The sequence below is a fragment of the Vandammella animalimorsus genome, assembly GCF_002285265.1.
Classification (GTDB): domain Bacteria; phylum Pseudomonadota; class Gammaproteobacteria; order Burkholderiales; family Burkholderiaceae_C; genus Lampropedia.
Genome location: NZ_NSJB01000001.1, coordinates 842,965 through 856,271, shown reverse-complemented (window position 1 = coordinate 856,271; position 13,307 = coordinate 842,965). Strand labels below are relative to the sequence as shown.

The window sequence follows — 13,307 nt, the reverse complement described above, 5'->3', positions numbered from 1 at the left end:
CCTGTCGTGGCAAAGGCCATGGCAGGCCGGCATCTCCGCCTGCGGCAGCGGGGATAATAGCTGCTTTGCGCGCGCGGCCCCGTGTGGCAAAGGCCACGCACGGGCGTGCGTCTGTAACGAAAACCAACCATTGCAACAACGTATGGCAGTCTACAGCATGACCGGCTACGCCTCGGTACAGCGCCAGGTGCAGCAGCAAGGCCAGGGCATGGGCCTGGGGATGGAGTTGCGCTCGGTCAACAGCCGCTTTCTGGATCTGGCGCTGAAAGTGCCCGAGGCCCTCAAGGCGCACGAGGCGCGCATCCGCCAATTGCTGACTGAAAACCTGGCGCGCGGCAAGGTCGAGGTGCGCATGACGCTGCGCCGCAGCGAAGCCGTGCGGCACGGCGCTTTGCAGGTCGAGGCGCTGCAGCGCCTGGCGCACAGTCAGGCGCAGATCCAGAGCTGGTTTCCGGATGCGCGCAGCCTGTCGGTGGCCGAAATCCTGCAGCTGCAGACGCAACCGCAGGACGAGCGCGATGAGCAAGAGCTGATCTGGGACGAGGCCTGCGAGCGGCTCGTGCTCGAGGCCATTGCCGGCTTGCGCCAGGCCCGGCAGGCCGAGGGCGCGCGGCTGGCGCAGGGTCTGGCCGAGCGCACGCGCCAATTGCAGCACTGGGTGCGCCAGGCCGAGCCGCTGGTGCCGCAGGTCGTGGCGCAGCAGCAGCAAAAATTCCTCGACCGCTGGCACGAAGCACTTGCCCCCGCCCTGGACGGCGCAGCCGACGCCCCGCCAGCGCTGGACCGCAAGGAGCTGGAGCAAAGGGCCATGGCAGAGGCCACGGCCTTTGCCATGCGTGTGGACGTGGCCGAAGAGCTCACCCGCCTGGAGGCCCACCTGCAGGAAGTGCTGACGCTGCTGGACAAGGGCGGCGTGATCGGCAAGCGCCTGGACTTTTTGATGCAAGAGCTGCACCGCGAGGCCAACACGCTGGGCAGCAAATCGCCCGTGCTAGAACTCAGTCGCATCAGCATGGAGATGAAGGTGCTGATCGAGCAAATGCGCGAGCAGGTGCAGAACATCGAGTGAATGGCGCTGGCCATGCGGCCTGGCGGTAGAGGATAGAGGGCCGCCCACCCAGCTGCCTGGCAGCCCATCACGGGCACAACCCAGAGAGACGCTGCCCCTAATGGGCAGCGCTGTCTCTCCATACCAATGAAAGGCAAGCGATGATGGACTTCTCAGCTGCCCAATGGGTATTGATCTGGATAGTGGCTGCTGTGGCCTACGTGGTGTTTGGCATTGCAGGCGTTGGCGTGGTGCAGTTAGCGAGACCGGTGCTGGAGCCTTTCATGCCTTTGTTGCGCATGGGGCCATTGCTGGCTGTACTGGACTTTGGCGCTGCCGCGACCAATTTGCTGTGTGATGGCCGTCAGCGTGTGGACGTGATCGAACTCAAGCGCTTGCTGCCCTGGATGCTGCTCGGTTACGGTGTGGGGGTGGTGGCGGGATTCCAGACTGGACCCACGGTGATGCTGATGGTGGGCATTCTTGCCGTGGCCTATGCGCTGCATGCGCTGCGGCACCAGCAGGCGCACAAGTCCTTTCCCGCCACGTTCGCCAGGCCCTATTGGGCGGGGCGTTCAGCGCCTTGTTTGGCGGTGGTGGTTTTGTGTACGCCGTTTACTTGGCGGGCCGGGTGGAGGACAAGGAGTGCTTGCGCGTGACGCAAAGTATGCTGATTGGTCTGTCTGCCCTGGGGCCGTTGCTTTTCTTCCTGCTGGAGGGTGCTTACCACGACAGTCGCCAGTTGCTGCTGGCCGCCGCGCTGCTGCCTGCCATGTGGGGCGGGCTTTGGCTGGGCCGCCACATCACGCTGCGCCTGACGCGCGAGCAGTTCCTGCGCATCATGCACGGCATTGTGTTGGCCTCGGGCCTGGCCTTGCTGGCGCGCTACTTTTTTTGAGGGCTCAAGAAGCGACTGTGGGCGCTGGCCCGTCCAGCGCCGCGCGGATAGGGCGCAGAAAGTCCTGGGCGGCGGCCACCACGCCTTCGGGCGGCTGGTTCTCGATCACCTGGATCAAGCGGCTGCCAATCACCACCGCGTCGGCCACCTCGCCGATGGCGCGGGCGGTGTCGGCGTCGCGGATGCCAAAGCCCACGCCCACGGGGATATGCACGTGCTGGCGGATGCGCGGCAGCGCGGCCTGCACTTCGGCGGTGTTCAGGCTGGCCGCGCCGGTCACGCCCTTGAGCGAGACGTAATAGACGTAGCCGCTGGCCATTTGGGCCACCTGCTGCATGCGCGCCTCGGTGCTGGTGGGGGCGAGCAGGAAGATCAAATCCAGCCCGGCGTTTTTCAGCGCGGCGGCGAAGTCTGCGCATTCCTCGGGCGGGTAATCGACGATGAGCAGCCCGTCCACGCCCGCGGCCGCCGCATCGCGGATGAAGCTGCCCGCGCCGTGCTTCTGGTCGTAGCGCTCCACCGGGTTGGCGTAGCCCATCAGCACAACGGGGGTTTGCTGGTCCTGCGCGCGAAAGGTCTGCACCATGCCCAGCACCTTGGCCAACCCCACGCCCAGCGCCAGCGCGCGCTCGCCCGCTTGCTGGATGACGGGGCCGTCGGCATTGGGATCGGAAAAGGGTACGCCCAGCTCGATCACATCCGCCCCGGCGGCGACCATGCCGTGCATGAGGGCGGGGGTGATGTCGGCATAGGGAAAGCCCGCGGTGACGTAGGGAATGAGGGCTTTGCGGCCCTGTTGCTTGAGGGTGGTGAAGGTGGTTTGGATGCGGCTCATGGGAAGAAAAGGCAAAAATTTCGGGGGCTTACACAGACTGGCTCCATGCGGCAATCCGATCCAGCCAGGCGTGGAAGTTGGGGCACTGCGCCCGCATGACGTCGATCCCGATGGATTCGGCAATCAATGGGCCGTGCTCGGTTTTGGAATAAATGCCCGGGCCGAAGATGGAGAGGATCCGCTTGGAGGGGGCAGTGTCCTCGCCGCCGTTGATGTCCTCCGGCGTTGCAAAGGCCTCTCGTACTTGGGCCAGTTGGGCGTGCACTGGCTCGCTCCAGCCATCGGCCACCCACTCAAACGCCTGCACATTTGCAAACAGCAAGCCTTCAAATTCGTGCATTTGGATGTAGGGCAGCACAAAGCGAGGGTCGCCGCCTTTGGTGCGCACGCCATCCAGGATGGCTTGTTCCAGCTCTTGCCGGCTGCGTCCGTTGCGGTCTTGAAAACCGTAAAAGTCCACCAGCGTCGTGATGCGATCGCACTGATGGCGCTGATGCGAAATAAAGCGCACCAGCCGCTCCACCGTCACCCTCCCGCCCCGGTGCGCGCCCGACGGCGCCTGCAGCAGCGTGGGAAATACATGCAATGCGTGCTGCTGGAAGTACGGCGCCAGACAGTTTTTCACAAACTGCACTTCCGTCTGGCCTTCGCATACTACGCAGACGCGGATCATTCCAGGCCTCCAATGGCCTGTTTGAGCCAGATGTCGGAGAGCAGGTATTCATCGTCCAGCCATTGCTGATATTGCGCACGCGGCAAGTGGCGCAGCGAGGTTTCGCCTTGGCTGGCACTGGCGATGATGATGTTTTCCAGCTCGAAGCAATCCACCAAATAGGGCGATTGCGTGGCAATGAAGATTTGCCGCTTTTGCGCCAGCCGTTTGAACATCTCGGCCACCAGCGTGATGGCGTGGGGGTGCAAACCCAGCTCGGGCTCATCGAAAAACATCACGCCCGGCAGCCGCTCGGGCGGCAGGTTCAGCAAGGTCAACAGGCAGAAAAGCCGCAACGAGCCATCGGAGGTGAGGTGCGAGCCAAATACCTTGTCGCTCTGCGCGCCCCGCCAGCGCAGCAGTACCTTGCCGGCTTCGGGTTCCAGCACAAAGTCTTTGAAGATGGGCAGCGCACGGCGGATCTGCCGCACGATGAGCTCATAACGGCGGGGGTCCGCCTCGCGCAGCGCCAGCAAAACGGCCGCCAGGTTGCCGCCATCGGTGCGCAGGCTCAGCGAGTCGGCGACGTCCCAGCGGTGGTGAATGGAGGCCTGCAAGGAGGTGTCGTGAAACTGGTAGGTCGCACACTGCCTCAAAAGATGCGCAATGGTTTGGGCTGTTTTTTCCTCTCGGGTGCGCAAGGCAGATTCCTTGCCGGGCGAATCGATTTCTGTCCACATGGCCTTGCCCGGCTTGCTGCGGTCCGAGAAGCGATAGGCCTCGTTCATCACCATGACCGTATCGCCTGCGGCCAAATGCACCAGGTCGAAACGGTAGTCGTTATCGCCCTTGTTGGTTTCCAGGCAGATTTCGGCATGGATACGCGGCGTGCGGCGTGCGCCCATGAAAAACTGGTCGTCCCCGCCACCGTGGCGCAGCACAAATTCCTGCAAGCTGGCAGATCTGTGCATCCAGCTCAGCATTTCAAAAAAACGGATGAGCGTGGATTTGCCCGAGCCATTTGCGCCGATCAAGACCGTCAAATCAGGCAGTTCCAGCCCCTCAATGGCGCGCAGGCTGCGAAAGCCTTCGATGGTGACGGATTTGATACGGGCAGGTTCGGGCGCTTTGGGCGCCAGGCCAGGCGTGCCGAATTCAGCCATGACACATTCCTTTCACGTAGTCGGCCTTCAGCCCTTGCCAGCCCCCTTGACCACATGCCCGCGCATGGAGGGCTGGTCGTAGAAGTCCACGCCGTCCAGGTCGGCCACGGTGCCGATGTCCTTGTCGCCGCGGCCGGAGAGGCACACCAGGATGGCCTGGTCGGGCCGCATGGTGGGGGCGAGCTTCATGGCGTGGGCGAAAGCGTGGCTGGATTCCAGCGCGGGGATGATGCCCTCGGTGCGGCACAGGTGGTGGAAGGCGGCCAGGGCTTCGGCGTCGGTAATGCCCACGTATTCGGCGCGGCCGGTGTCTTTGAGCCAGGCGTGCTCGGGGCCGACGCCGGGGTAGTCCAGCCCGGCGCTGATGCTGTGGGTTTCGAGGATTTGGCCGTCGTCGTCTTGCAGCACGTAGGTGCGGTTGCCGTGCAGCACGCCGGGGCTGCCGCGCAGCAGGCTGGCCGAATGCTTGCCGCTGTCCAGCCCTTGGCCCGCAGCCTCCACGCCGATCAGGCGCGTGCCCGCGTGCGGGATGTAGGGGTGGAAGATGCCCATGGCGTTGCTGCCGCCGCCTACGCAGGCAATCACCGCATCGGGCTGGGTGGCGGCCATGCGCTGCGCGGCCAGCATCTCGGGCATTTGGCTCAGGCACTCGCGGCCGATGACGCTTTGGAAGTCGCGCACCATCATGGGGTAGGGGTGCGGCCCGGCCACGGTGCCGATGATGTAGAAGGTGTCGTCCACGTTCGCCACCCAGTCGCGCATGGCTTCGTTGAGGGCGTCTTTCAGCGTTTTGCTGCCGGACTCTACCGGCACCACGGTGGCGCCCAGCAGCTTCATGCGGTAGACGTTGGGCGACTGGCGCTTGACGTCTTCCGCGCCCATGTACACCACGCATTGCAGCCCGTAGCGCGCGCAGATGGTGGCGGTGGCCACGCCGTGCTGGCCCGCGCCAGTTTCGGCAATGATGCGCGGCTTGCCCATGCGTTTGGCCAGCATGGCCTGGCCGATGACATTGTTGATCTTGTGCGCGCCGGTGTGGTTGAGGTCTTCGCGCTTGAGGTAAATCTGCGCGCCCCCCAGCTCGCGGCTGGTGCGCTCGGCGTGGTAGATGGGCGAGGGGCGGCCCACGTAGTGCGCCAGCTCGCGCTGAAATTCGGCCTGGAAATCCGCGTCGTGCTGGTAGCGGGCGTAGGCGGCCGTCAGCTCGTCGATGGCGTAGGTCAGGGTTTCGCTGCTGAAGCGGCCGCCGTAGGGGCCGAAATGGCCCTGTTCGTTAGGCAGGGTGCAAGGGGTGGTTGTGGTGGTCATCTTTCTCATCCTGAAATGGCCGCGCTTGCGTGCCAGGCGGGGCGCGATCGCCAGGCTTTCAGCCCTGGCTGGCATCGGCCTGCCGCACTGCGGCCATGAAATGCATCATCTTGCCGGCATCTTTGATGCCTTTGAGTGTTCGGCCATCGGGGCCGTCTTGCTCGATGCCGGAGCTCACATCGACGGCCAGCGACAGGCCGCGATGGCGCAGCTCAGCGATGCCATCGATCACATTTGATGGTGTGAGCCCACCACTTAAGACGAGGTGAGATGTGACGCTTGTTGGCAGAAGTGACCAATTGAATGTTTGCCCGCCGCCGCCGTAGCCCGTGACGTGGGCGTCCAGCAAAATGGCTTGGGCCTGTGAGAAACGACGGGCGAATTCTACGAGATCGAATGCCGCCCCGGCCCCGTCCGCAGCCACCGGAATGCGCGCGGCGCGCAGATACGGGTGGCGGCCTTGGTGGCTCAGGCGCTGGCAGTCCTCGGGCGTTTCATCGCCGTGAAATTGCAGCCAGGCGTGCGGCAGCAGGCCCAGGGCGGTATCGACTTCGGCCTGGCTGGCGTTGACGAACAGCAGCACGGGCGTGACGAAGGGCGGCAGGGCGCGCGCCAGCGCGGCGGCGCGTTCGGGCGTGACGTGGCGCGGGCTTTTGGGGTAGAGCACGAAGCCCACGGCATCGGCCCCGGCGGCCACGGCGGCGGCCACGTCCTGCTCGCGCGTGAGGCCGCAGAACTTGACGCGCGTGCGGGCGCTGGCGTGGGTGCCGGCTGGCGGCGCGGTGGTGGTCTTGGCGGCGGTCATGGCGGTGGTCATGGCCGGCAATGCTCCTGTGCGCTGCCCAGGGGGCCGCCGGGCAGAAAGTCGAGCAGGGCGCAGCTCTCGGGCAGGCCCCAGTGCGGCGCATAGCGCGGCCCGATGAAGTACAGCCCATCGGGCGAAAAGGTGGGCGCGGCCGCTGCGCGCGAGCGCGCCTGCAGCACCTGCAGCATCCAGTGCGGGGCCTGCTGGCCCTGGCCGATGTGCAGCAGGCAGCCCATGATGTTGCGGATCATGTGGTGCAAGAAGGCATTGGCCTCGAACTCGAAGCGCCAGTAGCAACTGGGCACGGCGCGCTCGTCGGGCCCGGCCACGGGGTGCTGCTGGCGCAGCGGCGTGGCGCTGATGCGGATGGCCTGCAGCTGCTTGATGGGGGTGTGCGATTGGCAGGCCGCGGCGCGAAAGGAGCTGAAGTCGTGCTCGCCCAGCAAGTGGCTGGCGGCCTCGCGCATGGCCTGGGCGTCCAGCGGCAGAAACGTCCAGCCCACCCGGCCGGCATCGACGCTGGGGCGCACGGCCGATTGCAGCACCACGTACACGTAGCGGCGGCTGAGCGCGTGGTTGCGCGCGTGGAACTGGCTTGGCACGCTGCGCGCCCATTGCACGGCGATGTCGCCGGGCAGGTAGCGGTTGGTGCCGCGCACCCAGGACATGGGCGTGCGCTGCACGGGCGAATCGAAATGCACGACCTGCATCAGCCCGTGCACGCCGGCATCGGTGCGCCCGGCGCACAGGGTCGAGACGGGCTGGCCGATGAACTGCCGCAGGGCGTGCTCAAGCCGGTCTTGCACGGTCTGGCCATCGGGCTGGCTTTGCCAGCCGTGGTAGTGCTGGCCGTGGTAGCTGATGCCCAGGGCGATGCGGGGGGAGTGGTCCATGGGGCGGGGCGGGCGGGGGGAGTGGGCGCAGCGGGCAAATGGCCGCCATTGTGCCTGCTGTATTGGGCGCGGTTTTGGGGGGCGGTTTTGGGCGCGGCTTTTTCGGGCCTGCCAATGAGAAACGCCGAAGCATGCTTCGGCGTGTTCGTCATGGATGGCCACTGCTGTGGGCCTGGCAGCGGCCCGCAGCGCAGCCGTTCGGCAGGGCTTTAGCCCAACTCTTTGAGCAGGGCCTGGGCCTTTTCCTTGAGCTCGCCGTCGGCTTGCTCCAGCACTTCACGGGCCAGGGCCTGCGCGCCTTCGTTGTCGCCCAGCGCGCTGAACTCCTTGGCCAGCGCCAGCTTGGTGGCCAGGGGGTTGTCGGCCATGGCGCCGCCATCTTGCAGATCCAGGTCGGCCAGCATGCTTTCTTCCTTGGCGCTGGTTTGCGGCGGGGCGTCGAACTGCAGATCGGACAGGTCCAGATCCAGCGACGGCGGCGGGCTGTCCTTGACGACCGGGCCCGGCGGCGCCAGGTCGGTGGGCAGATCCAGCAAGGGCGCTGTGGCCGGGGTGGTCACGGCGGCCGCGGGCGCTGCATCCAGGCCGGTGGATGGGCCGGAGGGCAGGCCGGCGGCGCTGCTGTCCGCCGCCGGGGCGGTGGCGGGCGGCATGGCGTTGAAATCCAGATCCAGCGGTGCGGCCGCAGAATCGGACACGGACAAAGGCGTCGTGGCCGAGGTGTTGAGGCTGTCCAGCGAGAGATCCAGATCGCTCAGCGGGGCCACGCCCGAGCTGGCACCCTGGCGGCTGTCGGTGTCGAAGCCGGTTTGCTTGGTCGCTGGCGATTGCGAGGAGCTTTGGAAGTCGAAGTCCAGGCCCGAGAGCGGGCCAAAGCCCGAGAGGATGCTGGAGTCGGCGCCGGCATTGGGGTCGGCCAGCGGCGTCTGGGCCACGGCCGTCTGGTACAGGGCATTGCCCGGGTCGAGCGTGCGGCCGATCTCCGCAACTTTGACCCAGTCGGCGCCCGATTGCTGGGTCAGGCGGGCAATCTCGTTGGCCTTGGCCTCGAACGCGACCTTGTCCTGGCGCGAGGCATAGATTTCCGCCAGGCGCACCTTGATGGCCGCGCGCGTCGGGTTGTTGATCTCGGCTTCCTTGAGCACTTCCTCGGCCTGCTGATCGCGGCCATAGGCCAGCAGCACGTCGGCTTCGAGCACGGGATCGCCTTCGCCCGTGGCGTCGATCTGGCTGGGCGAATAGGACATGGAGGACACGCCCGTGGACATGCCGGTCGTGCCGGACTTGGTGATGGCGCTGTCGGCGTGCTCATGGTCGGCATGCCCGGCGTCGTTCTTGGAGCCGCTGGCAAAGAAGGAGTCGGGGATGTTGCCGCTGTTTTCGTAGACGACGTCGCCCTCGCCGCGGTTGCGGCGGTAGCGGTAAAAGCCGTAGCCCAGCAACAAGGCCAGCAGGCCGCCGCCCAGGTAGGGCAGGTAGGGCATGTAGTCGTCCAGCAGACTGGTCTCCGGCGGCGGGGGCGGAGGAGGTGGTGGTGGAGGCGGGGGCGGAGGCGGAGGCGGGGGCGCAACCGGCTCGGCAGGCTCCACGGGCGGTACGATGGGCGCTTGCGCATCGGGCGCGCCCTCCTGGCTGCCGGTGGTGGCCATGCCGCTCTGGCCGGTGGCGTCCGTGGAGGCAGGGGTGGGCTCCTGCGGCAGGGGCATGGGTGGCTGGGCCTCGACCGAGATGCCCACGCCGCTGTCGGCGCCGGGCGCTGTGCTGGCCGAGCCATCGCCGCTGCCGCTGGCAGCAGGGCTGCTGGTGGCCGCCTGCTTGTTGGCCTCGTCGAGCAGGCGCTGCATTTCCTCGATCTTGCTGGCGTTGTCTTCCGCCTCTTTCTTGCGCGCGGCGTCTTCCTCGCGCTGGCGCTGCGCCGCAATGCGGTCTTCCTCGGCCTTGCGTGCGGCGTCGGCCTTGGGCTGGGTCAGCACCAGGGTGTCGGGCTGCGGCGCCGGGGCCACGACTGGCGGGGCCGTCACCTGGCCGCTGGTCGTGTCCTTGGGTTGGGGCGCGACGCGCGCAGCTGGTGCGCGGTGGGCGATGCGGCCACGGTACTGGTTGAAGTTGCGCGTCTGTGCGGAGATGAGGCGTCGCGCCTCCTTGGCAGAAACGGCCTGGGCCTCGCCAGCATCGGGGATTTCCAGCGTGACGCCCGAGCGCAGCAGGTTGACGTTGCCCTGGATGAAGGCGTGCGGGTTGGCGCGCTGCAGGGCCACCAGCATCTGGTCGAGCGACACATTGGCCGGCAGGTTGCGCCGTGCGATGGCGCCGGCCGTATCGCCACGGCGGGTGGTGACCGAGCCGGAGCGGGCGCTGCTGGGGGTGTGCTGGGCCATCGGCGCCGGGGCGCGGGTGCGGGTGGCCGCCGGTGCGGCGGCCACAGGCGCTGCCACTGGGGCCGGGATGGTGGCCGAGGCGCGGCGGCGCGACGTGGCGCTGCCGCTGCTCACATGGCCTTTGCTGCGCATCCACTCCTGGGCGCGCTGGTACGAGGTGCTGGGCTGGCCGCTGGCGGCCACGGGCGCGGGTTCGAACGCGGGCAGCGCGCCAGTCTGGCTGGGCACGGCGCCGGCTTGGGCCGTCTGCACGGCAGGGGCCGCCCGGGTGCTGGCCGGGGGATCGAGCAGCAGGGCGTAGCTGCGCACGGCGCTGCCGCCATTCCAGGTGGTGTTGAGCACCAGATCCAGGAAAGGCTCGTTCACCGGCGCGGAGGTGCTCAACTGCAGCACGGCGCTGCCATCGGCGCGGCGCTGCAGCTTGACTTTGAGCTGCGTCATGATGGCCGAGTAGTTCGCACCATGCGCATTGAAGACGTCGGGCGAGGCCGGATTGGCCTGCAGCGACTGGGCCTCATCCTTGGTCATGTTGGTGACGGGGATGGTGGCGCGCAGCGGCTCGCCCAGGTGCGATTGCACACGAATCTGCCCCAGGGTCAGTGCCCAGGCATTGGAGCCATGCAAACCTGCGGCCAGCAATGCCGCGGCGGTCAGGACGGAATGTTTCCAGTGGTGCGTGTATGCCATGTGCTTCTTTTTAATAAATGTAAGAGAGGATTGGTGCCTTGGCGCACTGTGCCGGCCCTTTGCAGGAAAGCCAAAACGCTGCGCAATGCCGCCTCACGCGGCGAAAACGCACCAGAATGCTGATGGAAGATAGCAGCAATGAATTTCACTGACAAGGAAATTCATGGCGCAATGCTGTTACGATTGAAAACACTTTGTGCCATGTTGCCTGCGGGCAACGCTGCAGTCAGGCATCAGTCAAATCAGCAGCTTGCGCCCCTCTTTTGAGGGGCTGCTTCAAAGCGCATGCTTTGTGGGCTTTCTGGGGCGCGGGGCAAGGTTTGCCCGGCCCGCAGTGCACGCGCGGGCCGGGCTGGTGCATGGTTTGATGCAGGCAAGACGCCTTGCCTGGGCCGCGCGAGCGGGGCCCAGAGGGGCGCATGGCTCAATCAATGCGCGCGCCCGCAGCCTGGACGATGCCTTGGTAGCGCTGGCGCTCGGCCTCGATGAAGCGCTTGAATTGCTCCGGGCTGGCTGTGAAGGGCCTGGCCGAGAGGGCCTGCAGCTGGCTGTGCATGGCGGGCGATTGCAGGGCCTGGGTGACGGCCTGGTTCAAGGCGCGGACTTGCTCGGCCGGGGTGCCGGCCGGGGCCACCAGGCCCCACCAGGTGTCCACGGCAAAGCCCGGCAGACTCTGGGCCATGGGAGGCACGCCCGGCAGCAGCTCGCTGGCTTCGAGCGTGGTCACGGCCAGCGCGATGAGCTTGCCCGAGCGGATGTTGGCCGAGGCCGCCGCCAGGTTGTCGAAGTTGAAGTCCACCTCTTGCGACAGCAGGGCCAGCTGCGCCGGGCTGGCGCCGTTGTAGGGCACGTGCACGGCGTCGAGCTCGGCCATGCGCTTGAACAGCTCGCCGGCCAGATGCCCGGCGCTGCCGTTGCCGCCACTGCCGTAGTTCAATTTGCCGGGGTTTTTGCGGCCGTAGGCGATGAGCTCTTGCAGCGAGCCGATGTTCAGCGCCTTGGCGCGCTGGGCATTCATGACCAGCACATTGGGCACGCGGGCGATGGGGCTGACGGCCTCGAAGGCGGTTTGCGCGTCGTAGGGCATCTGCGCGTACAGCCAGGGGTTGATGGCCAGCGTGGCCACGGCGCCAACACCCAGGGTCTTGCCATCGGCGGTGCTGCGCGCCACCTGGCCCAGGCCGATGTTGCCGCCCGCGCCGGGGCGGTTGTGCACGATGGTGGGGCCAATGGCGTCCTTGAGGGCATCGGCCAGGGCGCGCGCCGAGATGTCCAGCGGGCCGCCTGGGGCGTAGGGCACGACGATGGCGGTGGCTTCCTGTTGGCGGGCCGGCGCAGTGGCCGCGCTTTGGGCCTGGGCCGAGCCGGCAGCGCTCAGCAGGCCCAGGCTGCACAGCAGCGCGGGCAGAAGTTTGGCAAGACGCATGGGGGATCTCCTGAATGGGGTGGGCAAAGGTAGGGCGATGGCGGACGGGCTCAGGCCGTGGTCTCGGCCAGGTCGGCCGCCGTGGTGAAGGCGTCGGCGTAGAAGTGCTCGGGCGGCAGGCCGCGCTGCTGGGTGTAGCTCTGGCGGGCGCTCTCGACCACGATGGGGGCGCCGCAGGCATAGACCTCAAAGCCGCTGAGGTCGTCGAAGTCGTCGAGCACGGCCTGGTGCACGAAGCCGGTGCGGCCCTGCCAGCCGTCTTCGGGCAGGGCGTCGGAGACCACGGGCACGTAGCGCAGCTGCGGCATGGCAGGCAGTTGCTGTTGCAGCCAGTCGTGCAGGTACAAATCCGCTGGCCGCCGACCGCCCCAGTAAAAGTGCACCGGGCGTTCGATGTGTCGGTGCTGTATGTGCTCGAGGATGGCCTTGATGGGCGCAAAACCCGTGCCCGAGGCCAGCAAGATGATGGGGCGATCGGAGTCTTGGCGCAGGTAGAAGCTGCCAAACGGGCCTTCAATGCGCAGCACCTCCTTTTCCTTCATCTGCGAGAAGACGTGATCGGTGAACAGCCCGCCGGGGAAGTGGCGGATGTGCAGCTCCAGGCGCGGCGCGACGCTTTGCTCGTGCGGCGCGATGGCAATCGAGTAGGCGCGCCGGGCGCCGTCCTTGAGCAGAAACTCGACGTACTGCCCGGCGTGGTATTCAAAGCGCTGCATGGCCGGCAGCTGCAGCGTCAGCTGCATCACATCGCGGCTGCGCTGCTGCAGCGTCTGCACGCGCACGGGCAGCTTGCGGATCGGGAAGGCGTCGGCCTGGGTGACCTGGCGCGACTCCAGCACCAGGGGCTCTTGCGCCTGCGCCCGGCAGGTGAGGATGTAGCCCTGGGCCTTTTCCTCCTCACTCAGCGCCTTGCTGGCGTAGGGCAGCATGTGCACCTGGCCCTGCAGCAGCTTGCATTTGCAGGAGCCGCAGGCCCCATCCTTGCAGCCGTAGGGCAGGCCCACGCCCTGGCGGATGGCGGCATTGAGAACGGATTCATCGGCAGCGACGTCAAAGCGCCGGGCACTGGGCAGCACGGTCACGTGCAGCGCAGAGGAAGCAGTGGTGGTGTTCATCGTTGCGGAAAAGGCCAGGGCAGACGCGCTACCATGGCCGGTTTTGTGCAAACCATGGATGGGAAAGGCCGCATTGTGCCCTTGATTTCACCAGGGAAT

13 protein-coding genes are annotated in these 13,307 nt (G+C 66.7%); 4 read left to right on the top strand and 9 right to left on the bottom strand.

Annotated features, from left to right (window positions below; all coding sequences use genetic code 11):
- The first annotated feature begins 142 nt into the window (after positions 1 to 142).
- The 3 genes from CK625_RS03630 to CK625_RS14050 all read left to right on the top strand — a co-directional run bounded on the left by CK625_RS03630 (position 143) and on the right by CK625_RS14050 (position 1,946).
- Positions 143 to 1,069 carry a YicC/YloC family endoribonuclease gene (locus CK625_RS03630; RefSeq protein WP_095538849.1) on the top strand — a complete coding sequence of 309 codons (927 nt, stop codon included), beginning with the start codon at positions 143 to 145 and terminating at the stop codon, positions 1,067 to 1,069.
- A 143-nt stretch (positions 1,070 to 1,212) separates the two neighbouring features.
- Entirely contained in the window at positions 1,213 to 1,707 is a 495-nt protein-coding gene (locus CK625_RS03625) for a hypothetical protein (protein ID WP_238945479.1), read from the top strand.
- Positions 1,653 to 1,946 carry a hypothetical protein gene (locus tag CK625_RS14050; RefSeq protein WP_238945478.1) on the top strand — a complete coding sequence of 98 codons (294 nt, stop codon included), beginning with the start codon at positions 1,653 to 1,655 and terminating at the stop codon, positions 1,944 to 1,946. Before CK625_RS03625 ends, CK625_RS14050 begins: the two co-directional genes overlap by 55 nt.
- Positions 1,947 to 1,950: 4 nt before the next feature.
- Here CK625_RS14050 and trpA read toward each other — a convergent pair whose 3' ends face one another.
- The 7 genes from trpA to CK625_RS03590 all read right to left on the bottom strand — a co-directional run bounded on the left by trpA (position 1,951) and on the right by CK625_RS03590 (position 10,667).
- Entirely contained in the window at positions 1,951 to 2,781 is an 831-nt protein-coding gene (gene trpA, locus CK625_RS03620; RefSeq protein ID WP_095538848.1) for a tryptophan synthase subunit alpha, read from the bottom strand.
- A gap of 28 nt (positions 2,782 to 2,809) precedes the next feature.
- Positions 2,810 to 3,454 (bottom strand): DUF4276 family protein, encoded by a 645-nt coding sequence (locus CK625_RS03615; protein ID WP_095538847.1) that lies wholly within the window; start codon positions 3,452 to 3,454, stop codon positions 2,810 to 2,812.
- Positions 3,451 to 4,596: an AAA family ATPase gene (locus tag CK625_RS03610; RefSeq protein ID WP_095538846.1), complete on the bottom strand. Its 1,146-nt coding sequence runs from the start codon at positions 4,594 to 4,596 to the stop codon at positions 3,451 to 3,453. The genes CK625_RS03615 and CK625_RS03610 overlap by 4 nt, the downstream gene beginning before the upstream one ends.
- 27 nt (positions 4,597 to 4,623) lie before the next feature.
- Positions 4,624 to 5,904 (bottom strand): tryptophan synthase subunit beta, encoded by a 1,281-nt coding sequence (gene trpB / locus CK625_RS03605; RefSeq protein WP_095538845.1) that lies wholly within the window; start codon positions 5,902 to 5,904, stop codon positions 4,624 to 4,626.
- A 58-nt stretch (positions 5,905 to 5,962) separates the two neighbouring features.
- Complete coding sequence (locus tag CK625_RS03600; RefSeq protein ID WP_095539075.1) at positions 5,963 to 6,709, bottom strand: phosphoribosylanthranilate isomerase; 747 nt, start codon at positions 6,707 to 6,709, stop codon at positions 5,963 to 5,965.
- An 8-nt stretch (positions 6,710 to 6,717) separates the two neighbouring features.
- A complete protein-coding gene (gene truA / locus CK625_RS03595) occupies positions 6,718 to 7,602 on the bottom strand; it encodes a tRNA pseudouridine(38-40) synthase TruA (protein WP_095538844.1) in 885 nt (294 codons plus the stop codon).
- Positions 7,603 to 7,811: 209 nt separating this feature from the next.
- Positions 7,812 to 10,667 carry a FimV/HubP family polar landmark protein gene (locus tag CK625_RS03590; RefSeq protein ID WP_095538843.1) on the bottom strand — a complete coding sequence of 952 codons (2,856 nt, stop codon included), beginning with the start codon at positions 10,665 to 10,667 and terminating at the stop codon, positions 7,812 to 7,814.
- A gap of 138 nt (positions 10,668 to 10,805) precedes the next feature.
- Here CK625_RS03590 and CK625_RS14210 point away from each other — a divergent pair, with 138 nt between their 5' ends.
- A complete protein-coding gene (locus CK625_RS14210; protein WP_275250342.1) occupies positions 10,806 to 10,934 on the top strand; it encodes a hypothetical protein in 129 nt (42 codons plus the stop codon).
- 157 nt (positions 10,935 to 11,091) lie between these two features.
- Here CK625_RS14210 and CK625_RS03585 read toward each other — a convergent pair whose 3' ends face one another.
- Together CK625_RS03585 and CK625_RS03580 are read right to left on the bottom strand one after the other, a co-directional pair.
- The gene (locus tag CK625_RS03585; RefSeq protein WP_095538842.1) at positions 11,092 to 12,093 is read right to left on the bottom strand and encodes a Bug family tripartite tricarboxylate transporter substrate binding protein; all 1,002 of its coding nucleotides are present in this window, start codon (positions 12,091 to 12,093) and stop codon (positions 11,092 to 11,094) included.
- Between the two features lie 50 nt (positions 12,094 to 12,143).
- On the bottom strand, positions 12,144 to 13,208 hold the full coding sequence (locus CK625_RS03580; protein ID WP_095538841.1) for a CDP-6-deoxy-delta-3,4-glucoseen reductase: 1,065 nt from the start codon (positions 13,206 to 13,208) through the stop codon (positions 12,144 to 12,146).
- Positions 13,209 to 13,307: the final 99 nt, after the last annotated feature.